We start from the raw sequence: 22623 nt of genomic DNA, 5'->3' as shown, positions 1-22623 counted from the left end.
TCAGTAGAGCACGATTTCCACTGTTTCTCCTTCCAGATGTCCCTCACTGTCCTCCGGGATTTCTATGTACCCGTTGCTCTCCACCAGCGAGCTTATTATGCCGCTACCCTTCTTCTTGATTGGCCTGGCTTCTCCGTTCTCATACCAGACCTTCACGAACTCGTGTCTCCCGAGCTGGCTCGAAACGCGCTCGGTGAGCCTTGCCCGAACCCTGACCTCGTAGTTCCTAGCCCCCACCAGCTTCGCCAGGGCGTGTTTGACGTACAGGTGGAACTGGGCGAAGACCGCTACCGGATAGCCACTCATTATGAAGACCCTCTCGCCGTAGCCCACCGGCCGGCCGGGCTTTATGGTTGTACCGTGAAAGAGCAGCTCAACGAAGCGGTGGGCAAAATCCCGGTCGCCGAACGCCGAACCACCGGTGACGAGAACGAGGTCGCACTCTCCCCTTGCCGTCTCTATCGCCGATTTGATAGCCTCTTCCTTATCGGGGACGACCCCGTAGAAAACCGGTTGCCCAAAGTACTGCCGCACCAGCCCCGTGAGCATAATCGAGTTGCTCTCCATAATCTTTCCTGCCTTCAGCGCGTCCTCATCAAACTCCTCTATCAGCTCGTCCCCCGTTACGATTATCCCAACGTGGGGCTTTCTCTTGACCCTAACGGTCTTGAAGCCCACGCTTTTGAGCAACGCCAGGTCCTGGGGCCTTAAAATCTGTCCCCTCCGCAGGATTATCTCTCCCTTCCTTACGTCCTCACCGGCGAAGGCCACGTTTTGTCCGGGAGCAACAGGCCGAAGGACCCTTATGATGTCCCCATCTCGCTCCGCCATCTCCTGCATGAGTACGGCGTTTGCTCCCTCAGGCATCTTTGAGCCGGTCATGAGCTTTACCGCCGTTCCGGGTTCCACCTTGGCTTTACTCTCCTCGCCGGCGACTATCTCGTCTATAACCCTGAGCTCGACCGGACTGTATTCCCTCGCAGGGAACGTGTCCTCGGCCCTCAAAGCATAGCCGTCCACGGCCGACCTATTAAAGGGAGGGCTGTCTATGGGAGAAACGATATCCTCGGCCAGAACCCTGCCGAGGGCCTCGGAAAGGAGAACTTCCTCGATCTCATTAAGCTCCTTCAAATCGTTAAGAAGCATCTTTAATGCCTCACGATAAGGAGTTAGACGTTTGAACTCCCTCATTTTCAAACCCCCATTGTTTTTAGAAAATCAACCCTCTTGAAGTCGGAATCAAACGTGGCTATTTTTTCAATGCCATAATTCCTGCAGGTTAGGACTATTTGAGCGTCAGAGGGCATCAAGCGATACTTTCTCATGATTGTCTTGAGTTCACTTATTCCCTGAGATTCCCTATAAACCATGGTAGAGGTCACGTTGGTTGAAGAACCGCTCAGAACGATTTCCGCAAAATCTGCCTTCGGCCCGTTCAGGAGGTACTCGACTATGATGGAGGTGTCAATAAAAACGACGTCCTTCAAATCTCCTCAGCCTCCTCAATGGCCCACTGTATAGTTTTCTCATCAAATGTTCCGAGAATCCCCCTGAACTTCCTAATACCTTTGAGCTTTCCACCCTTTTGCTCCGCCGCGGCATCTTTTGTCTCATTAAGGTTCTCCACAGCCGTCACCTCTCAACCTTTTTAGACCCAAGGACGATTTAAGTTTACTCCCTCCCGTGCTTGAGGACGTGGCCAGCTTCGCTGAGGATAATCCTTATCCCGGTCTTCGCCGCGCCCAAACTTCCCGGCAGACAAAAGATTGCCATTGCCCTGCCCTGGCTCCTTATTATCCCCGCGGTTGCCCTCGTCATGACCGCGGCTGTGCCTATCTCCTCGTAGCTCAGAAGCCTAAAAATCTCGCCGAAGCCCGTCAGCTCCTTGTCCAAAAGCGGCCTGACGCTCTCTATCGTAACGTCCCTGCTCGCTATTCCAGTTCCGCCGGAGGTTACCAGAACTTCCGCCCCAGCCCTGAAGGCATCGATCACTGCCCCAATGATTTCCATCTTCTCGTCAGGGACTATTTTGTAAAGAACCCTCTCGTGTCCAGCCTTCTCAAGCTCCTCGACGAGAAACTTTCCGCTCTTATCCTCTTTCTCTCCCCTGCTGGCCGTGTCGCTCACCGTTATGACCGCGAACTTGAACTTCCGTGGGGCCTTCCTCTTGTGCTCCTCAGCGCCCATATCATCACCAGGGTAAAATATTTCCCGACCTTAATAACCTTTCAGCAAACGGAAGCGTTTAACGGCGCAAGCGTTATATCCCCCGGAGCGGACGGTCATTCATGAGGTTTGATCACTTCATCAAGCGCTTCGACGAGCCGCTGCTGGCATTAAGCAACGCACCCCACAGAGGAGGCCTGACGAAAGCAAATGGCTTCTTCTTCATGATGGTGCACAAGGATTATGCAGGGGATTACAAAGCCGACTGCCGTGCCTTTGAGCTGGAACACGGGCTCAAAAACTTCGTGGGCTTCATGACCGCCGCCGACATTGGGAAAGTGCTCGCGGTTTCAAGGCGCGGAAGCGTTACTGCCTACGTGACGGCGGGGATTACAAATCCAGCGATAGCTGGCGAAGAGCCACCACCGTGGAAACCTGGAACGATAAACATCGCCCTCGTAATTGAGGAAGGCCTAACCGTCGGCGCGATGGCCAACGCAATAATGACGGCAACCGAAGCCAAAACCTATACACTTCTGAGCCTCGGCTACAACGCCACCGGAACGACGAGCGACGGCATCGGAATTTTTGCTTTCGAAGGCGAAATCGAGTGGGCGGGAACGGCAACGGAGCTTGGAATAAACATCGGGAAAGCCGTCAGGAAGGCCCTTGAGGAGAGTTTGAGAACGTGGGAGAAGACGAGGAGTGTTAAATAGTTTCAACCCCTATTAAAGCCGGTGAGAGAATGGAGGACGTGGAGGCTCAGGTTGAAAGGCTCTTCCTTGATGCGCAGAACCTCCTGTTGAAACTCCGGCTGAGGGAACTCCGGAAGGGCAAGGTTACCCTTGAGGAACTAATTCGACTTGCGGAAGAGGAGACGGAGTACACGGAAGAAGTGGAGGACATAACCGAGATGATACGGGAGATGAGGGAGAGGGACTATGACTACTGACCTCGTCCTCGACACGAGTGGCTTTGATGTTCTCTTCCTGGCATGTACAAAAAGAGCAGACGCCAAACTGGTAACCGACGACAAAAAGATGTACGAAAAAGCGGTAAAAGCCGGGATAAAAGCTGAACTGCTCAGGGAGACGACTTCATCTCCATAAGCCTTCCATAAAGCTCCTCGACCTTTTTGCTCACTTCCTCTGGCGAGAAGCCGGCTTTAACGACCAGCCACGTCGCTCCTCCAGCGCCAACACCCTCCTTGACGTAACCCCTCTCGTAGTCTTTAAGGCCCTTGAACTCGCTCTCCGAGAAGTCCAGATCTGCGGCGTAGGTTATTATCCCTATTTCCTTCGCCGTTTCGAGGAAGGTCGCGCTCTTATCATTAACCACCCACTTGGTTGTTGCTATCATGAACCTGCCCAAATCCTCGTCGAGGGCCTTTAAAAGGGCTGAAATAGCTAACATCTGCGTTCCTCCAGCGAGGACGATGTTTTTCCTGAAGCCGAGGGAAATACCTATCACCGTCGCCATCATCGGGTCGCCGAACTGCCTCAGAGCCTCAAGAGGGTTGTCCTTCAGCTGACCCCTCTCGATTCCGGCCCTTCCAAAGGCCTCGCTGATTACCTTCTCCTTCAGGCTCTGGGGGTTGTTCGGCGAGGCCGAGCTCGTCTTGGCATCGTAACCCAAAGCCCAGAGGACGGCCTGAGCAGTTGTCGTTCCACCGGGCGTTGACTCGCCAATGACGAGTTCTTTGAGTGGCAACTTGTTAAGCTCCTCGCCGAGAAGCTTGGCCCGCTTGATTATCTCACCGAACTCGGGTAAAGCGGGCCCCTTCCTAAAGTCCCTGCCAACGTGCCCGCTGATGTGCACGTGGGGGACGAGCGGAGCGAGATACGTTCCACCCCTGACGACAAGAACCGGGAAGTTCGCCAGTTCTCTCGCCGCTTTCGTGATTATGGCCGGCGTCGGGTGGCCCTCTGGAGTTACCGGAATGACATCAATGGTTAACGGCTTCTCGTGGAAGAGGTACTCCGCATCGGCAACAGGTGTCAGCTTCGTCAGTTCAGGAGTTGCCCCGGCAACGCTGATTCCCGGAACGGTACTTATCTCAGTATTTCCCAGAACGAGGAGGAATAAGCTCTCCATTCCAACCACCGCTGGACTTTTTATCCAAGGGTTTATATGCCCTTCGGCCAACTCCGAACGGTGGGAGAATGGGAAAGGCATTGATGGTACTCGGGACATCGTCCGGTGCCGGTAAGTCGCTCCTCGTCACGACCCTCTGCAGGGTTTTCTCGAACCTCGGCTACGACGTGGTGCCCTTTAAAAGCCAGAACATGAGCCTCAACTCCGCGCCGAGCATCGAGGGGGGCGAGATAAGCAGGGCGCAGTATCTGCAGGCCATAGCGTGCAGAAAAAAGCCCAGCGTTAAGTTCAACCCGATTCTGCTCAAGCCAGAGGGCAACATGCGAAGCCAGGTCGTCTTCATGGGGGAGCCGATTGGCAGTGTCTCCGCCAAGGACTACATGCTCTCAAAGAAAGAAGAACTTTTCAGGAAGGCTATGGAAGTTTTGGATGAGCTGAAGGAGAAGCACGACCTCGTTATAATCGAAGGCGCCGGCAGTCCGGTTGAAATTAACCTCAAGGGCTACGACATAGCGAACACGAGAGTAATGCTCCACGCTGGAGCGAAAGGAATCCTCGTCACCGACATAGACCGGGGCGGGAGCTTCGCCTCAATAGTCGGCACGATGGAGCTTTTGAATGAACGCGAGAGGGAGGCGATAATCGGCTTCATCTTCAACAAGTTCCGGGGGGACGCTTCCCTTCTCAAGTCGGGCTTTGAATACCTTGAGAACCGCTACGGAAAGCCCACCTTCGGTGTTATCCCCTACATCAGCCACCGCCTGCCGGAGGAGGACTCCTTAGCAGAGTTCCCGAAAGTCAGAGGCGAGCTTCACATCCAGGTAATCAGGCTACCCCACATAAGCAACTTCACCGACTTTGAACCACTCCACTGGGCCAACGGCGTTGATTACGTCACCAAACCGGAGGAACTAAAGGGCGACGTCATAATCATTCCGGGGAGCAAGAACACGGTGGAGGATTTGCTCTGGCTCCGCGAGAACGGCTTCGAAGATGCCATAATAGAGGCCCACCGTGAGGGTTCTTTCGTCGTCGGAATCTGCGGGGGCTTTCAGATGCTGGGTGAGAAGATAACAGACAGAGTTGAGTCGAAGCGCGGAACCGTTAGGGGCATTGGCCTACTGCCGGCCAAGACCGTCTTCGAGAGAACCAAGAGGACGAACCATCTAAAGGCCGAGGTTCTGTGGGGACCGGCTAAGGGAATGGCCGTTGAGGGTTACGAGATACGCTTCGGCAGGAGCACCTCGGAGAGGCCCTTTTCAATCATAACTGCCATCAACGGGGCGAAAACCTTTGAGCCTGAGGGGGCGATAGGCGAGAGGGCCTTCGGAACTTATCTACACGGCATCTTCCACAACTTCGCCTTCACCGAGCGCTTCCTCAACTTTCTGAGGGCGGAGAAGGGCCTTGAGCCAGTTACGGTTGAGAGGTGGAGCATAGAGGAGGAAATCGAGAGGTTCGCAAAGGTAGTTGAGAAAAACCTCGACGTGGAGAGGATTTTAGGGGAGCTGGGACTCTAAAAGTAGTCCTCAGGCCCCTCAAGCTCCTTGGGTGGGTGTCTCCTCTTCCACCACCCCTTCAAGGCTCCCACGACAATGAGGATTATCACCAGTGGCACCAAGACTATCAGGAACGCCGCCGCAAAGAGCAGGAATCCGAGTATTAGGATAACCCCGATTATGGCGAGGGCAATGAACACCACAAAGCCGCCCACCGAACGACCGGCACCGTCCATCCCATCACCACCACAGGATCAAGAAAGATGCTTAAATCATTTTCCCACCAGGCAGGCTATTCTGTTCGCCAGCTTTAACTCTTCCGGCGTGTTCACGTTCAAAGCCAAAAGCGGGTTGCTCAGCTCGAAGAATTCCTCGCCTTCGGTTCCAACAGCGTTGAGGCCGACTATTGCGTAGCCTTTGTAAACGATTGGCTTTAAGTCCTTCGGAACGAGCCTCAGAGGAAGAACTCCTGTCAGGCTCGTTTTTCCGTCGAAGGCCTTCTTTATCGCCAGAAAGTCGCTCGCCCTCACGAAGGGCAAGTCAGCGGAAACGCTGATGAACGGCCCGAACTCGCGGAGAAGGTAAATTAGATCCTCAACGTAGCCCTTTCCGGGGGTTTCAACGAAGGGAATTCCCTCGCGGAGGCAAAGTTCCCTCGTCTTCGGCGTGTTCCTTGAGAGGGCCACAAGAACTTCGTCAACCTTTTTCGCCTCCTCGTAAACGCGCAGGAGCATTGGTCTATTTCCAACCTTCAGGACGGGCTTCTCCCGGCCCATTCTGCTCGACCTTCCGCCTGCCATGATGATTATCATGGGAGTTGATAGCGGGCAATGGTTAAAAGGCCTTCCACTCAACGGCATTCATGAGGCTCGCTGGTGTGTTCCTCCTGCTCCTCATAGTTTTTGCTTCCGCCTGCCTTTCAGACGCTCCAGTGGGAGAGAAAACCAGTACGGCTTCGTTCTCGCCCCCTCTCCAACCCATACCTGAGACGACGTCTTCTCCCGCTCCCTCCGTATCGCACACCTCCTCCCCGACTCCATCAAACTCCACCTCGCTCAAAACAGCCCAGCAAAACGTAACGTCAACGGGACAAACCGCTCCAGAGGGTGAGACTTCAAGCCAAGTCCCAGGTAAGAGAACGCTGAACCTCTCCTCGACTAAGAGCTGGGCCTACTGGCTCCAGAACGCGAGTCCCGAGGTGATAGCCAATAGTGGCTTCGACTTGGTTGTCATGGACTACTCGAGGGACGGGGGCGATGAAACCGCTTACACGAGAGAGGAAATCGAGATGATTAAGAGGGCCGGGGTGATTCCCATAGCCTACATCAGCATCGGTGAGGCTGAAGAGTATCGCTTCTACTGGAGAGATGAGTGGAAAGAGAATCCTCCCGAGTGGCTCGGGCCGGAGAATCCTGACTGGGAGGGCAACTACGCCGTCAAGTACTGGGAGGAGGGCTGGAAGAGGGTAGTCCTCGAGTATCTCGACAAAATCATCGCGCAGGGTTTTTCAGGCGTTTACCTCGACAAAGTTGATGAGTACTGGTTCTGGGCTGAGAAGGGCTACAACGAGAGCTGGACGGCAAAGCAGATGATCGAATTCATAATCCAGATATCCAACTACACCCGCTCTAAAGCCGGCAAGGACTTCATAATAATCCCCCAGAACGGGGAGTGGCTCCTTGACTACGATAATGGGAGCCTTTTGAGAACAGTCTCCGGCTGGGCGAGTGAGGACGTCTTTTACGACGGCCTTGAGCCGAGTCCCTGGGTGAGCGAAAAGGTTCCACTCCTCGATGGGGTTGTTAAGGCCGGAAAAATTGTTCTGGTTGTTGATTATGTTGATGACGGGACAAGGAGCGATGAAGACCTCGCAAGAATCCTCGACTTTATAGAAAAGGCCCGGGAGAGGGGTTACCTCCCCTACGTGGCCTTCGAGGACAGGGAGCTGGATAGACTCGATGTGATTCCTGGGGTTCAGCCGCCTATAGAAAAATAACCTTGACGGAATATTTTTCAACGGTCTGTCCGCAGTTTCTTCACTGCGTGGACAATGGTGATAAAAACCTATTTAACTCGTGAGGATAAACTTTTGGTGGTGAGAGATTGATGAAGTTTAAGGTCGTCCTTGAACCTCAACCGGAGGGTGGCTATGTCGCATACGTTCCCGCCCTCCCTGGTTGCTTTAGCCAGGGTGAAACAAAAGAGGAAGCTCTTAAAAACATAAAAGAGGCTATCGAGCTCTACCTTGAAGTCCTTGAAGAGAAAGAACTCGGAAAGACTATGAAAAAGTTCATTCGCTCCGAGAAAAGTCACATCGTCGAGGTATCCCTATGACAAAGCTTCCACGAGACGTTTCCGGAGAGGAAGTCATTAAAGCCCTTCGAAAGTTGGGATACTATCCTGCCCGCCAAAAAGGTTCTCACGTTATCCTAATTGGTCCTTCTGGAAAAATGATAACAGTTCCGCTCCACAAAAGCCTAAAAACCGGCCTTTTAAGGGCTATTCTTCGGGAGGTGGGGATTTCCGTTAAGGTCTTCAAAGAACTCCTTGAGGATCCATAAATATTCCAGAAGCTTGGAACGGGGTTCTCCAAGGAAAACGTTCGTGTCAATCAGATACCTTCTCCCGCCACTCCAAGGCCTTGTGCTGGAGTTCAACGGAGGTCATCTTGACGTCCTTCAGCTTTCCTTCCCAGGTAAACCTAAACCCTCTGCTCTCTCGCTTTCCATATTTCTGGAGAAGGAATTCCGCGTAGTCTAAAAGCTCCCTTCGGGCCTCGGGCGGAAGCTTAGCAAATATTCTCTCTACCTCTTACATTCTCCCACCACACTCTTTTTGTCGTTGTCCTTTAAATCAATTGCCACGCAAACGCCATAACCACCAACGTCCCGGCCCTTGTTATCTCCGCTATCGCACCTATGCAGTCACCGTTTATTCCGCCGAAGTTTTTCAGGGAAATACGAATTGCATAGCCCCCAGCGAGAAGGCCGAGGAGCGAGGCCAAGACGTTCGGATCATAGGCAATTAGAGGGACGAGGAGGAGGGCGTAGAAAATGAGCCCGCCGAGGAGCCGTTTCCCAGTCATCCCTTCCATGAAATACGCCCCAAGGCCCTGACCGAGGGGCTTCTTTGTTGCCAGAGCGAGGAGCATGCCGAGCTTTGAGTTCAGCTCGGATAAAAAAAGCGCGTAGAAAGGAACAAGCGAAAGGGAGTAAACCTGGAGGAGCAGAACCATCACCACGGCGAAGATGCCGGCTATACCGGTGTTTAAATCTTTCATCGCCTTTATCTTCCTCTCCCTGTCTCCTTTGACCATTACCCCATCGGCCCAGTCCGCCAAGCCGTCGAGGTGGAGGAGGCCAATGGTGAAGTAGAGCGCGAGAAGGGCAAGGACGTTCGAGAGGGGAAGCCCTAAGTAGAGGACGAGCGTTGGAAGCGCTGAACTAACCAAGGCAACGAGTGGAAAGGCCCAGAGCTCCTCGCGGGCTTTCTCGAAGTCTCCTTCCACTGGAATCCTTGTCAAGAACGGCAGGAGGTTCCTCATGGCCAGTCCGCCTCCGATTCGAAGAGCCTCGTCATGCAGCCGGCTATGAAGCCGCCTATCGCATCGTCAAGAAACGGCGGAAGCTCGGCCAGAATCCCGGGCTTCCTTGTGTCGTAGTAGAAGAAGTTGAAGAGCGCCATCTTCCCGCCTATGTATTCGGCGATGTCTATTCCAATCAGCTCGTCCGCGATAAGGTTCACGGGGTCGCCTTCGACCTTGAAGTTCTCCTCAAGCAGGAGCGCCGCCATGAGAAGCGCTTGGATGTTGATGTCGTCGAGATACCTTAGCATCAGCTTTTCGAGCCTCTCGCGGACTTTTTCCCTTCCATCCCCCACGTAAAGCTCCAGAGCCGTGTCGAGCATGGAGTCAAGGGTTATTCCCTTTTCCTTCAGTTTCTCCACCAGTTCCCTTCGTTCCATACTTCCACCCACCGGGACTGAACCATCAAACCTATAAACCCCCTGGACTTTTTATCCATTATGCTCTTGCCGTTTGAGAACCTCAAAAAGGTCGGCGGGATCTACGTAAACCCGGCCAATCTTAAGGTAATCCCGTTAGTCCTCCGCGACTGGAGGGATTTTCTGAGCTTAGACGAGAAAACCTACGGGGTCTACGCGAGAACGATATACAACCCCGACGAGCGCTTCCTCGTCGTGAACGGGGAAGACGGGAGAAAAGCCAGGGAGCTGGAAGCCCTCTACCGTGAGCTCCTCAAAGACCCCCTGAGGTTCTGTCGCGAGGAATACTACCGCTATCAGCTCCGGGTGGGCGAGTTTGGGGGTCTGCCCTTCTCCAACGGCTGGCCCGGCTCCGGCGTTGTTCTCGTCGGGGAGGCACCGGGGAGAAAGGGCTGCGGAAAGACTGGAATCTGTTTCTACCGCGACGCCTCGGGAATGCTGCTGAGGAAGACGCTCTTCAGCCTCGGCATCAACCCGGACTTCTTATACATAACCAACGTCGTCAAGTGCAATCCTCCCGACAACAGGTTTAGGGGCTTCGGTGAGGGCGAGCTTGAGCTCCTCGGGAGGGAGCTTAAAGCTGTGAAGCCGAGAGCCATCTTCGCGGTCGGCAGAACCGCCGAAAAGGCCCTGAAACGGCTCGGCTTTGAGTTCACCTACCTCAGACACCCCGCCTGGTACGTGAGAAGGGGGCTGAGGGGGCCAAATGAGGAGATGCTGGAAGAATACTCGGCGATAAGGGAGGCCTTCGGAGAATGGAGGTTCTGACGGTTTTCTTCCTTGCACTGCTCTGGGATCTGCTCTTAGGGGAACCGCCGGCTAAGGTTCATCCCGTCGTGTGGTTCGGTAGGTTAGCTGACCTTTTTGAGGGACGCTGGAGGAGAAGAGACCCCTCCCTCGATTTTCTGGCCGGAACCTCCACGGCCCTTCTCGTCATAATCACCGCCCTTCTGCTCTCACTTCTCCCTTCCTACCTCCCCTTCCCGCTGGACTACGCCCTCGGGGTTTACATCCTCAAGAGCTCCTTCGCGGTTAGAAGTTTATACGAGCACGTCGCGAGGACGATAACTGGGAACATCGAGGAAAAGAGGAAGGCCGTTTCGATGATAGTCAGCAGAGATGTTAAAGCCCTCGACGAGGCCCACCTAAACTCCGCCTCAATAGAAAGCCTCGCCGAGAACCTCAACGACTCGGTGATTGCTCCGCTCTTCTACTTCCTCCTCTTCGGCATCCCGGGAGCTTTGCTCTACCGCGCGGTGAACACCTTGGATGCCATGCTCGGCTACAGGAACGAGCGCTATGAATATTTTGGCAAGTTTTCCGCCAGGTTGGATGACGTTCTCAACTTCGTCCCGGCCCGCTTGACGGTTCTCCTTTACATTCCGCTCGGCTGGAGGAAAGTTCTGGGACACTACCGTCTCGCGAGGTTCAAGCTCAACTCCGACAAACCCATCTCGGCGATGTCAGCCGTCCTCGGCGTCTGGCTTGAGAAGCCCGGCCTTTATAGATTTCCGGGGAGGGAACCGGGGAACGAAGACATAGGGAGGGCTTTGAAGGTTTACTGGGTGATTGTTGCGGAATGGGTGGTTATCGTTGCTCTACTCCTAACAACGGAGGTGTTCCCATGCTTGAGCCCGTGAAGTTCTCGACCTACCACGGCGGTGCGAGGGAGGAAGGTTTGCTCGACTTCTCGGCATCTCTGAACCCGTATCCTCCGGAATGGCTTGACGAAATGTTTGAGCGCTCCAAAGAGATAAGCGATCGCTATCCATACTATGAGAGGCTTGAGGAGGAATTGAGAGAGCTCATCGACCAACCTGTAACGGTGACCGCTGGAATCACTGAGGCGCTCTACCTCCTAGGAATCCTCGCGCTCCGCGGGAGGAAGGTAATAATCCCGGGCCACACCTACGGCGAATACGAGAGGGTGGCGAGAATTTTTGGGGCGAAGGTCGTCAAAGGCCCCAACGATCCAGAAAGGCTGGCGGAACTCGTCGAGAGAAATTCCGTTGTATTTTTCTGCAACCCCAACAACCCCGACGGGAGGTTTTATAGAATTAAGGAGCTCAAACCGCTCCTCGATGCGGTTGAGGACAGAAAAGCCCTCCTTGTCCTCGACGAGGCCTTCATAGACTTCGTTGAAAGGCGGGAAAGTCCGGAAGGAGAGAACATAGTGAAGCTCAGAACCTTCACGAAGAGCTATGGTCTGCCTGGGATAAGGGTGGGCTACGTCCTGGGCTTTCCAGAGGCGTTTAGGAGTGTTAGAATGCCCTGGAGCATAGGCTCAACGGGCGTTGCCTTCCTCGAATTCGTGATTGAAGACGGCTTCGAGCACCTGCGGAAGACCCTGCCCCTAATCTGGCGCGAGAAGAAGAGGCTGGAAAAGGCGCTAAAGGTTAAAAGCGACGCCAACTTCTTCATCAAGCGCGTTGGCAATGCGAAGGAATTCGTTGAGGGCCTCAAGAGGCGCGGGATCCTCGTGAGAAACTGTGAGAGCTTCGGCCTGCCGGAATACGTTCGCTTTTCGGTCAGAAAGCCTGAGGAGAATGATATTTTGATTGCAGGATTCAAGCGGGTTTAAACGGTCTTTGATACACGTTGGATGTCCTGTGGAAACACGGGGGCAACGGTTAAATAATTCCTGTGTTAAATAATTCGGGTGGGGTAGGTATAATACGGGACACAGTCAAGAGTGGTGTCTCCGTTGAGAAAATACATATCCTCCGCGCTGATCCTCCTGCTCACCCTGCTCCTGATAGCGTCGATAAATCAGATACCTACAAGGCTCTATGGCGCCTCCGAGGGGGTTTCTGCGGGTAATGGCTCTGCAATTGCAGGCATTGAGAGTATTCTGGGGGTTAAAAGTCCCGAACAGTCTGTAGAGAAGTCTGTGATGAAAAACGGTACCCTCGATCTCTCCCGGTTTTATCCCTGGCTAAACAGCAGCACACGTGGGGTATCCCCGAGAAACGTTTCTTTCAATCTCAGTCCGGAGTACAGCAACCTGAGCTACCCTTCTCCACCGGCCGGGAACAACTCCGGTGGTGCGGGTATCCTTACAGAGCCCGAGTCCATAGACCTCCGCAGGAACGGCTTCTGCAGGGGAGACACCGAGAGAATCGTCATGACAGTGAGCGGGGCAGCCCACACCGCGTACCTCAGGGGTGGTGTCTATGCCACGTACCTGAACGGAACGTGGTACCGCCTGAACGAGACCTCAGTACCTGGAAACCGGGGCAATCTTCCAGTTCTCTCCGTGGAGCATTCGGAGGTGTCCGATAACATCACGGTGGTTCTGGCGTCCCCAATAATCGCGGACAACCTCCTGACAGCCCTTTATACCGAAGAGGTGAGCGCGCCGGGTGATCTGAGATACTACGATGAAGGCCACCTGTTCGGAGCCTCTGGGATCGTCTGGAACTACACCTTCAAAACCGTACACTATATATTCCCGAATACTGTCCTGGAGGGAGCGAAAACCACTGTTTCTACCCGGTACCTCCAGACTCCTAACGTGAGTGAGAGGGTTCTGGAGCTCGCCCGCAACATAACCGCGGGGATCGAAGGGGACTACCTGAAGGCGAGGGCAATAGAGAGCTATCTTCGCATGCACTACGAATTCGACATGAACGCGCCCCCCGCTCCCAATGGTATCGACCCCCTCGAATGGTTCCTGTTCCACTCAAAGAGAGGGGTCTGCATCGACTTCAACACTGCCTTTGTGATTCTGGCCAGACTGAACGGAATCCCCGCGAGGCTGGTTACAGGATACCTGATAAAGGAAACCCCCGCCGAGCAGGCCGTGCACCCGATACAGGCCCACGCGTGGGCGGAGGTGCCCTTTGAGGGCATTGGGTGGGTTACGTTCGATGCCACGGCACCCGCGGGCGGTCTCTTGGGACAAGGTAACGGGACCTTCGGGATGAGCGAATCGCAGAAACCGAAGAACCGGAGCCCTGCCGGCCCGGATTTCGACATCTTGATCGACCCGAATCCTGTTGTCACCGATGTCAACAAGTCTTTCCGGGTTTACATTACAGTGATTCCGCACGGCCTCAGAGAGGTAAACGGCTGCAAACCGGAACTCGGTGTTAAAATCAGCATGGGTGGATTGTATTCGGTCAGCTCCACGATTGCGCCGAACATCACGAAATCCTTCCTCATGAAGGAAATCCCGGAGCCGGGCACGTATCATCCAACGGTCAAAGTCGTTCTCTCATACTGCGGTACCGTGAACGGAACCGCATCCCGGGGGTTCACCGTCATAGTTCGGGGCGGGAAGTTCTCGCTGACGGCAGAACCTGAAAACCTCACCCTCGTGACGGGGGAACTCGGCAGATTAAAGATACACGTCATAGGGGACGGGTACTTCGGAAGGGTTAACCTGGACGTGGAGTACCCCGGTAGGTACAGGCTCCTGAAGGAGTCAGGAAACCCGGACTTTGAATCCGACCTCATCTTAACGGCGCCCTCAAGGCCCGGGGACTACACCATCAAAATAACCGGAACTTCCAACGACACAGCGGTCGTCCTTCAGGTTCCCCTGCGCGTTCTCGGGCGCACCAGGACGAGGATAACGGATTACCCCTCCGAAATACTGAAGAACCAATCCTTCTGGGTGAACGGAACCGTAACCGGCGAGAACGGAGGGCCCGTTGACGGCCCGGTGTACGTGACCCTCAACGAGAGCAAGGACTCGCCCGGTGTGGTGGTTGGCATGGGTGCCTCTGTAAACGGACGCTTCAGCGTTGAGTGCTCCGTCCCCCCAGACCTCCCATTGGGGAACTATCAGATCGTAGCCCACTTCGAGGGAAACGATTACTACCTTCCGTCCAACAGCGACCCCGAGGTAATCGTCAGGGACAGGACCACAATTCAGATTGAGGAGCGGGTGGTGACGAAGACCGGGAAGTTCGAACTCGGGGGAAAGCTCATTGACTCCGCCGGAAACGGCGTTCCCAACGCCACGATTGAGGTCAACCTGGATGGAAGCTCTCGCATCAACGTTACCACCGATTCCGCCGGCGTCTTCACGGCTCCCCTGCTTCTGGAAACGCCAGGGGGACACCACGTTCTGATATCGTACGGGGGAAGCAGGTACTATCTGGGTGCGGAGGCGGCGGTAAACATCACCGCGGTCGAGCTCAATGCAACCGTTCCTGATAGGTGGATAATAGGCAGGAACATCACGATCAACGGCTCGATTCTGGGCATCGACTCCGGCAGCGTGTCCCTTTCGACCCCCATGGGCCGCTTCACCAGCGTCCTAGAGGAGGGGCGCTTTAACTTCACCGTTCCAGTAAACGTTTCTCCGGGGATTTACAACGTTTTCTTTACCTACGAGGACGTTCTTCTGGAGAGCACCCCCGTGACCCTGGCCTCCCCCACCAACATGACCGTGGAATTCGGCGAGATGCGGGAGGGGGAGAACGCCACGATCGCGGTCAGGCTCGTGGATGCGTTCGGCAATCCGGTCCCGGGAAGGGTCATCATCCTCGACCTCTTCGGCAACCACAGCGCCAGAACCGACATGAACGGCACGGCCCTCTTCGCGGTTCGGCCGAGTGAAAGCGGGAGACAGGGGGCCAGGGCGGTCTTTGAAGGGGATGAGTTTTATCTCCCCTCCACCGCGGAGTTCGAGGTTTCCGTGGCCAGGCGGCCGCCTTACGCCCTTATTCTCGCGGGCCTCATCATACTGCCCGCTGGGGTGCTCGTCTACCGGAGGAGGGAAGGTCTCACGGCGCTTAGGATTGGGATTACCTCCGCCCTCAGGGGGCTGGAGAAAAGGCGCTACGCGCCAATTCTGCATCCCGACAGAAGGCCGCCGGTTTACGGCGAGGGCGAAAAAATCACCGTCACGAGCGACGTTCCCGTTGAGCTCTTCGTCGACGGCAAGCCCGCTGGAACGGGGAATAGATTTGAACTGGTGCTGCCCAGAGGGGTTCACGAACTTCTCGCAAAGGGGGAGAAAGTTATGGGATGGGTCAAGGTGTGGGTTGTGGACTACAGGGAGGAGATAATGAGGCTCTACGACAGATGCTTCCTCGAACTCGCCAGGAGAAAAGGGCTGGGGGGCAAAGACCTCGCCCCGGAGGAACTTGCCCACAGGTTGCGGGGTGAATACGACTGGGATGATTTGAAAACCGTCACGTACCTTTTCGAGGTCGCCAGGTACAGTCTTTATCCCGTTGGAAGGAGGGAGTTCATGGAGTTCTACCAGTCCCTGTCCCGACTGGTGGGAGGTGACTGCTATGAGGAAGATTGATGCCTCTCTGATTCTCTACCCCATCCTCATGGTGCTCGTCTATGCCCTTTCAGGATACCCTCTCCTGAGCGGATACCTGGGGGATTTCGTGGCGAGCATCGAGGTGCTCCTGCTGTTTTTCCTCCTCTCCCGGCTCTCGCTTCTGCTCCCCAATTACGGGGAAGTTGTCTCCAACCTCGTTAAGGGGGCCGGCTTTGCACTCGCGTTCTATCTCCTGCCATCCGAACCGTACACCAGCTTGGAATTCCAGCTCCCACTGGCCCTTCTTGCGGCAGGGGTTACCGTAGCCAGCATTGCACCGGAGCTCCCGGAGGTTCCGGGATTTCTAACCCGGGGCCTGGGAGTGGCCCTCGTCTTCTACGCTCTCTATCTCTTCAGCGGTCATCTGGTTAAGGGGTACATTATAGCCCCCGCGTTCCTCTACGCCGCGGCGGCGTCGGTGGTCGTGTACGCGCTCGTTGCCGCTGAACGCTCCGGCCTGATAGGAAGCCGTTTCGTGGAGAGAAACGCCGCCGGGATCATACTGCTTTTTGTACTCCTGGGGCTGTACGCCGGCCTCAGGCCCTACATGCTTGAAAACTACCCGCGGTACGTGTTTTACCTGGAGTGGGGGACGATAGGCTTTGCAACCCTGCTGGCGGCGATGGCCGTGCAGAACCACCTCTCGGCGGCGAACCTCGAGAACTATCTGGTGGGGGAGTGGAAAAAGCACAGTATGGAGATATCTATAACCGGGGACGAGGAGTTCGAACGTGTGAAGGGAGCGGTGGAAGACTTCGTCCTCCGTAAAAAGAAGGGCCCGCTCGTGACGTTCCTGACTTACTACGGCATAAAAGCGCTGGGAAACATCGAAGCCGTTAGAGAGCTTACCGAGCCCATCGTGGAGTACAAGGAGGAGTGCTACTCGGTGTTCACCCCTAACTGGCTGATCCGGAAGCGGGAGAGGGAGCGCCTCCAAAGGCGCCTTCAACTTGTTAAATCCGCCATCGAAAAGATTGAAGAGTATATGGGGGGTAAAAGATGAACGCGGAGTCCTACGCAACCCTCTGCGATGAAGTCGTTTCGGCGGTTTCCAGGGTTTACATCGGCAACGAGGAGGTTGTGAGGAAAACGCTGGCGGCGGCTCTCGTAAATGGAAACGTCCTCTTTGAGGACCATCCGGGTCTGGGGAAAACCCTGCTCGCGAAGGCCTTCGGCCGCGCCCTCGGCCTGGAGTACCGCAGGGTTCAGTTCACGCCCGACCTGCTGCCGAGCGACATCATAGGGACCAAAGTCTGGAGGCAAAACCTCGGAACGTTTGAGCTTCTGAAGGGGCCGGTTTTCACCCACGTCCTTCTGGCGGACGAGATAAACCGCGCTCCTCCCAAGACGCAGTCCGCTCTGCTCGAGGCAATGGAGGAGCGCCAGGTCACGATTGAGGGCGACACCCTGAAGCTTGAGAGGCCCTTCTTCGTGATAGCCACCCAGAACCCCATCGAGTACGAGGGAACCTACCCCCTCCCAGAGGCCCAGCTCGACAGGTTCCTCCTCAGAATGAGCGTGGGCTATCCGAAGAGCTTAGATGACGAAGTCGGAATCCTCAAGGCCAGGATATCGTGGGGCAAGGACGACCCAACGGCGGACATGGAGCCGGTCATGGACAGGGGCACGTTCCTGGAGATGCAGGCGTTCGTTGAGCACGAAGTGTTTATACACGACGAGGTTCTCAAATACATCGCGGGAATCGTCAGGGAGGTCAGGAAGGACGAAAGGGTCGAGGCGGGCCCGAGCCCCAGGGGCGCCCTGGCGCTGCTGAAGGTTTCCAAGGCGAACGCCATGATGAACGGCAGGGATTTCGTTGTTCCCGATGACGTCAAGAGGTACGTCATAGATGCGCTGGCCCACAGAATCGTCCTCGGGGCGGAGTACGCCTTTGAGGGGGTAAGCGGCCAGGAGATCGTCGAGGCGGCGGTTAAGAGGGTCCCGGTTCCCAAAGAGTTCGAGCGTGAGGAGTGATGGCCGCGGCTCGCTCCTTCATCTCCACCGCCCTCTGGTTCATCGCAGCCGGAATAATTTTCTCCATGCCTGGACTGGCGTACCTGGCGGTAATTCCCATGACGGTGCTGGCGGTTGGTCTTTTGGCCGATCCCCCGGAGGGAATATCGGTTGAGCGGGAGCTCGTCAAAACGAACCTTCGGGTGGGGGAAGAACTGAGGGTCAGCGTGCGCCTCAAGGTCAGGCGCGGCCTCGGCTTCGTGGTGATAAGGGACACCCTCCCGGAGGAGTTCGCGCTGGTGGATGGGAGCAACGTCCGAGCGTTTTTCAAGGGGCCCCGGGAACTGGTGGTGGAGTATGAGTACGTCATCAAACCCGCGAAGAGGGGCAGGTACCGCATCGGCCGCAGTGAGGTGATGGGCTACCACGTCTTTGGGCTCAAACCGAGCAGGTGGGGTGTTTTTGGTGAAGAAACCTACCTATCGGTGCTGCCGCGCGTAAGCCTTCCGAAGAGGACCAGAACGCCCGTTACAAAGTCCCAGATTCCCATCCCCGTGACGAGCGTCTCCATCAGGGGCGTGGCCTCCACGGACTTCAGGGAGATAAGGGAGTACCGCGCGGGCGACCCCGTCCGCTTCATAAACTGGAAGGCGTCCGCCAGGAAGGGTGAGGTTCTGGTAAACGAGTTCGAGAAGGAGGGCAAAAAGACGGTGCTTTTCATCATAGACGCAACAGGCTCCAAAGTTGGCTCCTCCGTGGAAAACCCCCTGGAATACAGCATCCAGCTCGTCTCTTCCCTGGCGTACTACTTCACAAAGAGAAACTACAACGTTGGCCTCTACGTAGTGGGCCACGGAAAGCTCATCCTTCCCGCCACCGGGTCAAAGCAGCTGTATATCCTGGTTAAAACGCTCCTGGAGCTTGAAGAGGTTGAAGTTGAAAAGGGGGACTTCGTTCGCGCCGTGGAGGGCCTCAAGCACGTGCTTATCCGCTACACACCCCTGGTGATTTACGTCTCAAACCTGCTCCCCGAAAGACTGGCAGAGGTTAGGGAGGGCATAAGAAGGCTTCGTCCGATATACAGGGATAAACGGCTTCCAATGCTCGTGTTCGATGTGTCCACGTACTCGCTTCTGGAGAGGGAGGTCAGCTCGCTGATACTGCTGGAGAAGTGGGCCCTTCGGCACGACCTTCTAAGGGCGGGTGTTTACTCAATCCTCTGGGATCCGACCAGGGAAGACGTGACCTCCGTCGTCACAAAAACCGTGAGGCTGATAAGATGAGAACGGATCACGTCCTGACGACACTGAGGCTGGCAGTTTTGATACCAATGATACTAATAGTTTCGGACATGCTGGCCTCGATAGCACCCCTGACGGCGTTTCTTGGTGGACTCGGAATCGCAGCTCCAGAAACGCTGATCCGCCTCGGCGTGGCCGCGTTGGTGGGGTTTATAGTTCTCAACGGGGAATCCCCCGGATGGTTGATCTCCCTCGCTTACTTCGCGAACATGCTGTACCTGATAATGAGGGCCTCCCCCCTGGTCGAAATAGCGTTCCCGACCCTGTACCCACCTCTGATGGATGCACTGAGGGAAAACGTGCTACTCTCAATTTCACGGGCGTTCTTCTACATCCCCGTGCTCGTCGTTGTCTCGATAGTTGACGACTACATCGGGGAGCTGCTTGAGAAGGAGAGGATTATGAGTGAGTGGGAAATTCCCGCGGGGGACGTTGCGGGCGTCGTTTACCCCTCCCTCTTAGTGATGGCCGTGGCAACGGTAACGTCTGCCCTGGTGTTCCTGTGGGCGATTGATTACCTCACCGGGAGAAGGGTGGATTTTGGGGAGCTGTACTACCTAGCCCCTCCGCTTCTCCTCCTCGCGCTTGGGGTGTCGTTCAGCATGGGCATCTTCGGGCGTGGAAAGGCCAGGCGCAACGTGCTGGTAATCAAAGCCAGAATGCCGCTGGGCAGGAGTTATTCATGGAAAATCGAGGAAGGGGACGACCTCGTAGTAACCGTGCTGACTCGGGGCGGTGAAATGGGGAAACGGGAGGTAAGGATAGAGACAGAAGTCAAAGAACCGCCAAAGAGGGTGATCCTTTACGTCAAGAATCTGGGGGTGGGAGAAGGGGAGGATTCCATCAAGAGGGTGCCGCTTAGAAAGGTTAAGGAGAGCACCGACGGGGATACGCGGTTCCTGCTGTACACCAACATGTGGCCCGTTGAGTTCTGAGCGCCGAAAACCTTTTGTTTGAAAATATATTCATATTTATGGTGGTACCATGCATGAGCTCTACACGGCCCTTGCCGAGTACTACGACGCGATTTATAGGAGAAGGGCCGAACGAATTGGGAAAGAGATAGACTTCGTGGAGGAGCTCTTCCGGAACGAGGCAGAGAGGGAAGTAACGCGGGTTCTCGACCTCGCCTGCGGAACCGGAATCCCAACGCTCGAACTCGCGAGGCGCGGATATCAAGTTACAGGCCTCGACCTCCACGAAGAGATGCTTGCCGTTGCGAGAAGAAAGGCCGAAAGGGAAGGGCTTAGCGTCGAGTTCATTCAGGGAAACGCGCTTGAGATTGATTTTAAGGAGGAATTTGACGCCGTGACGATGTTCTTTTCATCCATTATGTATTTCGATGATTCTGCAATTCAGGAATTATTTAATTCTGTAAAACGGGCTCTCAGGCCGGGCGGGATTTTCATCGCCGACTTCCCATGCTGGTTCTACGGCGGGAGGGACGGCCCGATAGTATGGGACGAGCGGAAGGGGGATGAGCGGTTAATCATAACCGACTGGCGCGAGGTCGAGCCCGCCTTCCAGAAGCTCCGCTTCAAGAGGCTCGTGCAGATAGTGAAGCCCGACGGGAGCGTTAGGGCCTTCATGGTGGACGATGAGCTCAACATCTACACCCCAAGAGAGATGAGGCTTTTGGCTGAGAAGCACTTCAGGCGGGTCAAAATCTACGGGGACCTTCACGAGCTGAGGCCCAGCGACAGGAGGTACTGGCTGGTGGCGGTGAGATATGGAAGTTCGCGTACTTACAAAGAAAACGGTTTTCTCCCTTCGTTCAAACAACCCCGTAGATGATTCCGATGATGCCCGCTCCCGTGAAAGGCATCGTCTTGAACCTTGACGTTCTGGATCTGCCAGAATTTCATGGAGTGATGGACGAACACTTTGTGCTACTAACAATCCCCTCAGGAATAGTCCTCTCGGACATCAGAAACCATGAGGAGTTGCTCCACTCCGAAGTCGTCCGCTCATTCAAGACTAAAGAACCCTTGGAGCTGGCTTTAATGGCCGTTCCGGAGAGTATAATGAGAAATGAAATAGGAATGGAGAGAATCGAATACCGATATTATTACCCTCCAAAAAACAGCAGATGGAAAAGAAAAGTTAAGTGGAAGGAAATGAGAGGTTTTGTGAGGCAGGGAATCACCGTCGAAGGAAGGGTTACTCAAATCAACCAATCGGGGGAAAGAGTACTCATCGAAATCCGTCCCTCAGGAATTCCAATGTATCTAGACCTTCCTTATGAGAAGTTCAGCAGACTGGAAATTCGGACTGGCGACTTCATTACGGTCTCCTTTCCGTGGTTTTATGCGAGGGCCGTTAAAGGAGGGGATATTGATGGGCCAGACCTTTAAGGCCATTGCTAAAGTCGCTTATTTTGATGGCAAAAGGGCGGTTTTCCTCGTCAAGAGGAATCACGGAAGAACCAAACGGGATGCCATTAGAGGCTGGAACCCGTGGATTCCAGTTCCTCATGTTCTTATCCCAGAGGAGTTTAAGAAGCTGGTTGATTCAGCATATCAAAACAAAAAAGAACTTTTCCCGGTTTTTGCCCTCGACGCCAGCGAAATCGAGGCCTCTGATGATGAATGGTACGAATTCAGGGTTTCTCTCTCCAGTGAAGACGTTGTCTATTCGGTGAAGGGCTATCACGCGGGAGAATCACTTGTGGATGTTCTCGGAATACCTTTCAGGATTGAAGGGCTATCCTGGAAGGGATGGATTTCTGCGAGGGGGAAAAGACTCCTACTTGCACAGGTGGATGTAACTCCCCAGGGAAAATAGAGGCAACCACGAGGGCTGTTTCGCATTTTGCAGAAAACTGCCTAAAGTTCAGGGAAAACTCTAACGTGGAGGTGTCTACTGTTGCCGGACGGCACAACTTATATCCTGCTCAGCAGGCTTTTGCTCCTTTCTTTTACCCCATTTAGGGACTACGACGGAGTGGTTCACTCAGGGGAAGCTGAGTTCCTCTCGGAACCTCCGGGTGTTAAAATAAGCGTCTTCATTCCCGTTGGGGAGCAGGCTGAAAAGTTCTCAAAACTCGAAGGCCAGTACATTGATGTGGAAATCGACCCACCGTACTTTGAAGTGTTTAACGTGAAAAACGCTGAAAGACCAATTATCACTCTCGAACCCTCGGATTCTGAAGTTCCGGCACCACGCTACCGCCTGGTGGGCCTTTTCAAAATCTTTGAGCCGGAGTGGGGCATCTTTGAGTGTGGAAACCTGAGGTTTGAAGAGTGCTTTAGCGGAGAGAGTGAGTGGATTGAAGAGATTGGAGCATGGTTCTATGCCTACCTCCCCGAACGCGATTGAGAAG

The 22623-nt window shown here is 54.8% G+C and carries 29 protein-coding genes; 19 read left to right on the top strand and 10 right to left on the bottom strand.

Annotation, left to right across the window (positions count from 1 at the left end; all coding sequences use genetic code 11):
• Genes FH039_RS07880 through FH039_RS07870 form a run of 4 tightly spaced genes read right to left on the bottom strand, consistent with a single transcriptional unit; the run spans position 1 to position 2187 of the window.
• Entirely contained in the window at positions 1–1191 is a 1191-nt protein-coding gene (locus tag FH039_RS07880; RefSeq protein WP_139680872.1) for a molybdopterin molybdotransferase MoeA, read from the bottom strand.
• 2 nt (positions 1192–1193) lie between these two features.
• A complete protein-coding gene (locus tag FH039_RS12410; protein WP_139680871.1) occupies positions 1194–1487 on the bottom strand; it encodes a PIN domain-containing protein in 294 nt (97 codons plus the stop codon).
• A complete protein-coding gene (locus FH039_RS12155; RefSeq protein ID WP_168188387.1) occupies positions 1484–1636 on the bottom strand; it encodes a hypothetical protein in 153 nt (50 codons plus the stop codon). The genes FH039_RS12410 and FH039_RS12155 overlap by 4 nt, the downstream gene beginning before the upstream one ends.
• A 35-nt stretch (positions 1637–1671) precedes the next feature.
• Positions 1672–2187 (bottom strand): MogA/MoaB family molybdenum cofactor biosynthesis protein, encoded by a 516-nt coding sequence (locus FH039_RS07870; RefSeq protein ID WP_139680870.1) that lies wholly within the window; start codon positions 2185–2187, stop codon positions 1672–1674.
• Between the two features lie 101 nt (positions 2188–2288).
• On the opposite strand from FH039_RS07870, the gene FH039_RS07865 reads away from it, so the two are divergent.
• The 3 genes from FH039_RS07865 to FH039_RS07855 are packed head-to-tail and all read left to right on the top strand — an operon-like array spanning position 2289 to position 3275.
• A complete protein-coding gene (locus tag FH039_RS07865) occupies positions 2289–2882 on the top strand; it encodes an adenosylcobinamide amidohydrolase (protein WP_139680869.1) in 594 nt (197 codons plus the stop codon).
• Positions 2883–2911: 29 nt separating this feature from the next.
• A complete protein-coding gene (locus tag FH039_RS07860) occupies positions 2912–3118 on the top strand; it encodes a hypothetical protein (protein ID WP_139680868.1) in 207 nt (68 codons plus the stop codon).
• Positions 3108–3275 carry a type II toxin-antitoxin system VapC family toxin gene (locus FH039_RS07855; protein WP_139680867.1) on the top strand — a complete coding sequence of 56 codons (168 nt, stop codon included), beginning with the start codon at positions 3108–3110 and terminating at the stop codon, positions 3273–3275. The genes FH039_RS07860 and FH039_RS07855 overlap by 11 nt, the downstream gene beginning before the upstream one ends.
• On the opposite strand, the gene cobT is transcribed toward FH039_RS07855, so the two are convergent.
• Positions 3250–4260, bottom strand: a complete 1011-nt coding sequence (cobT, locus tag FH039_RS07850) for a nicotinate mononucleotide-dependent phosphoribosyltransferase CobT (protein ID WP_139681747.1) — start codon at positions 4258–4260, stop codon at positions 3250–3252. The two genes, FH039_RS07855 and cobT, sit on opposite strands and share 26 nt — an antisense overlap.
• 68 nt (positions 4261–4328) lie before the next feature.
• On the opposite strand from cobT, the gene FH039_RS07845 reads away from it, so the two are divergent.
• Positions 4329–5780: a cobyric acid synthase gene (locus FH039_RS07845; protein WP_139680866.1), complete on the top strand. Its 1452-nt coding sequence runs from the start codon at positions 4329–4331 to the stop codon at positions 5778–5780.
• Here FH039_RS07845 and FH039_RS07840 read toward each other — a convergent pair.
• Together FH039_RS07840 and FH039_RS07835 are read right to left on the bottom strand one after the other, a co-directional pair.
• Entirely contained in the window at positions 5777–5995 is a 219-nt protein-coding gene (locus FH039_RS07840) for a hypothetical protein (protein ID WP_139680865.1), read from the bottom strand. The two genes, FH039_RS07845 and FH039_RS07840, sit on opposite strands and share 4 nt — an antisense overlap.
• A 36-nt stretch (positions 5996–6031) precedes the next feature.
• Positions 6032–6571 (bottom strand): NTP transferase domain-containing protein, encoded by a 540-nt coding sequence (locus FH039_RS07835; protein WP_139680864.1) that lies wholly within the window; start codon positions 6569–6571, stop codon positions 6032–6034.
• 50 nt (positions 6572–6621) lie between these two features.
• Between FH039_RS07835 and FH039_RS07830 the strand changes: the two genes are divergently transcribed.
• The 3 genes from FH039_RS07830 (at position 6622) to FH039_RS07820 (ending at position 8320) form a co-directional block, all read left to right on the top strand.
• The gene (locus tag FH039_RS07830; RefSeq protein ID WP_139680863.1) at positions 6622–7755 is read left to right on the top strand and encodes an MJ1477/TM1410 family putative glycoside hydrolase; all 1134 of its coding nucleotides are present in this window, start codon (positions 6622–6624) and stop codon (positions 7753–7755) included.
• A 110-nt stretch (positions 7756–7865) separates the two neighbouring features.
• A complete protein-coding gene (locus FH039_RS07825) occupies positions 7866–8093 on the top strand; it encodes a type II toxin-antitoxin system HicB family antitoxin (RefSeq protein ID WP_139680862.1) in 228 nt (75 codons plus the stop codon).
• A complete protein-coding gene (locus FH039_RS07820) occupies positions 8090–8320 on the top strand; it encodes a type II toxin-antitoxin system HicA family toxin (protein WP_139680861.1) in 231 nt (76 codons plus the stop codon). Before FH039_RS07825 ends, FH039_RS07820 begins: the two co-directional genes overlap by 4 nt.
• A gap of 46 nt (positions 8321–8366) precedes the next feature.
• Here the strand turns inward: FH039_RS07820 and FH039_RS07815 are convergent, their stop codons facing one another.
• From FH039_RS07815 to cobZ, 3 genes are read right to left on the bottom strand one after another with little or no spacing between them, the layout of a single operon-like run.
• Positions 8367–8558: a DUF2281 domain-containing protein gene (locus FH039_RS07815; protein WP_139681746.1), complete on the bottom strand. Its 192-nt coding sequence runs from the start codon at positions 8556–8558 to the stop codon at positions 8367–8369.
• A 49-nt stretch (positions 8559–8607) separates the two neighbouring features.
• Positions 8608–9303 carry an adenosylcobinamide-GDP ribazoletransferase gene (gene cobS / locus FH039_RS07810; RefSeq protein WP_139680860.1) on the bottom strand — a complete coding sequence of 232 codons (696 nt, stop codon included), beginning with the start codon at positions 9301–9303 and terminating at the stop codon, positions 8608–8610.
• Positions 9300–9722, bottom strand: a complete 423-nt coding sequence (cobZ, locus tag FH039_RS07805) for an alpha-ribazole phosphatase CobZ (protein WP_139680859.1) — start codon at positions 9720–9722, stop codon at positions 9300–9302. Before cobZ ends, cobS begins: the two co-directional genes overlap by 4 nt.
• A gap of 60 nt (positions 9723–9782) precedes the next feature.
• On the opposite strand from cobZ, the gene FH039_RS07800 reads away from it, so the two are divergent.
• The 12 genes from FH039_RS07800 (at position 9783) to FH039_RS07745 (ending at position 22619) form a co-directional block, all read left to right on the top strand.
• A complete protein-coding gene (locus FH039_RS07800) occupies positions 9783–10529 on the top strand; it encodes a uracil-DNA glycosylase family protein (RefSeq protein ID WP_139680858.1) in 747 nt (248 codons plus the stop codon).
• The gene (cbiB, locus tag FH039_RS07795; protein WP_139680857.1) at positions 10517–11401 is read left to right on the top strand and encodes an adenosylcobinamide-phosphate synthase CbiB; all 885 of its coding nucleotides are present in this window, start codon (positions 10517–10519) and stop codon (positions 11399–11401) included. Before FH039_RS07800 ends, cbiB begins: the two co-directional genes overlap by 13 nt.
• Positions 11386–12342 carry an aminotransferase class I/II-fold pyridoxal phosphate-dependent enzyme gene (locus FH039_RS07790; RefSeq protein ID WP_139680856.1) on the top strand — a complete coding sequence of 319 codons (957 nt, stop codon included), beginning with the start codon at positions 11386–11388 and terminating at the stop codon, positions 12340–12342. The genes cbiB and FH039_RS07790 overlap by 16 nt, the downstream gene beginning before the upstream one ends.
• A 123-nt stretch (positions 12343–12465) precedes the next feature.
• Positions 12466–16026 carry a transglutaminase domain-containing protein gene (locus FH039_RS07785; protein ID WP_139680855.1) on the top strand — a complete coding sequence of 1187 codons (3561 nt, stop codon included), beginning with the start codon at positions 12466–12468 and terminating at the stop codon, positions 16024–16026.
• Positions 16013–17050 carry a hypothetical protein gene (locus FH039_RS07780; RefSeq protein WP_139680854.1) on the top strand — a complete coding sequence of 346 codons (1038 nt, stop codon included), beginning with the start codon at positions 16013–16015 and terminating at the stop codon, positions 17048–17050. Before FH039_RS07785 ends, FH039_RS07780 begins: the two co-directional genes overlap by 14 nt.
• The gene (locus FH039_RS07775; RefSeq protein ID WP_139680853.1) at positions 17047–18021 is read left to right on the top strand and encodes an AAA family ATPase; all 975 of its coding nucleotides are present in this window, start codon (positions 17047–17049) and stop codon (positions 18019–18021) included. Before FH039_RS07780 ends, FH039_RS07775 begins: the two co-directional genes overlap by 4 nt.
• Positions 18021–19283 carry a DUF58 domain-containing protein gene (locus tag FH039_RS07770; protein ID WP_139680852.1) on the top strand — a complete coding sequence of 421 codons (1263 nt, stop codon included), beginning with the start codon at positions 18021–18023 and terminating at the stop codon, positions 19281–19283. The genes FH039_RS07775 and FH039_RS07770 overlap by 1 nt, the downstream gene beginning before the upstream one ends.
• The gene (locus tag FH039_RS07765) at positions 19280–20236 is read left to right on the top strand and encodes a hypothetical protein (RefSeq protein WP_139680851.1); all 957 of its coding nucleotides are present in this window, start codon (positions 19280–19282) and stop codon (positions 20234–20236) included. Before FH039_RS07770 ends, FH039_RS07765 begins: the two co-directional genes overlap by 4 nt.
• 49 nt (positions 20237–20285) lie before the next feature.
• Positions 20286–21095 (top strand): class I SAM-dependent methyltransferase, encoded by an 810-nt coding sequence (locus FH039_RS07760; RefSeq protein WP_139680850.1) that lies wholly within the window; start codon positions 20286–20288, stop codon positions 21093–21095.
• The gene (locus tag FH039_RS07755) at positions 21092–21655 is read left to right on the top strand and encodes a hypothetical protein (RefSeq protein ID WP_139680849.1); all 564 of its coding nucleotides are present in this window, start codon (positions 21092–21094) and stop codon (positions 21653–21655) included. Before FH039_RS07760 ends, FH039_RS07755 begins: the two co-directional genes overlap by 4 nt.
• The gene (locus tag FH039_RS07750) at positions 21639–22085 is read left to right on the top strand and encodes a hypothetical protein (RefSeq protein ID WP_139680848.1); all 447 of its coding nucleotides are present in this window, start codon (positions 21639–21641) and stop codon (positions 22083–22085) included. Before FH039_RS07755 ends, FH039_RS07750 begins: the two co-directional genes overlap by 17 nt.
• An 81-nt stretch (positions 22086–22166) precedes the next feature.
• The gene (locus FH039_RS07745) at positions 22167–22619 is read left to right on the top strand and encodes a hypothetical protein (protein WP_139680847.1); all 453 of its coding nucleotides are present in this window, start codon (positions 22167–22169) and stop codon (positions 22617–22619) included.
• Positions 22620–22623 lie beyond the last annotated feature (4 nt).

It is taken from the genome of Thermococcus indicus, from assembly GCF_006274605.1.
GTDB lineage: Archaea > Methanobacteriota_B > Thermococci > Thermococcales > Thermococcaceae > Thermococcus > Thermococcus indicus.
Note: the sequence above shows the minus strand (reverse complement) of the source record. Positions and strands in the feature narration are given on the sequence as shown.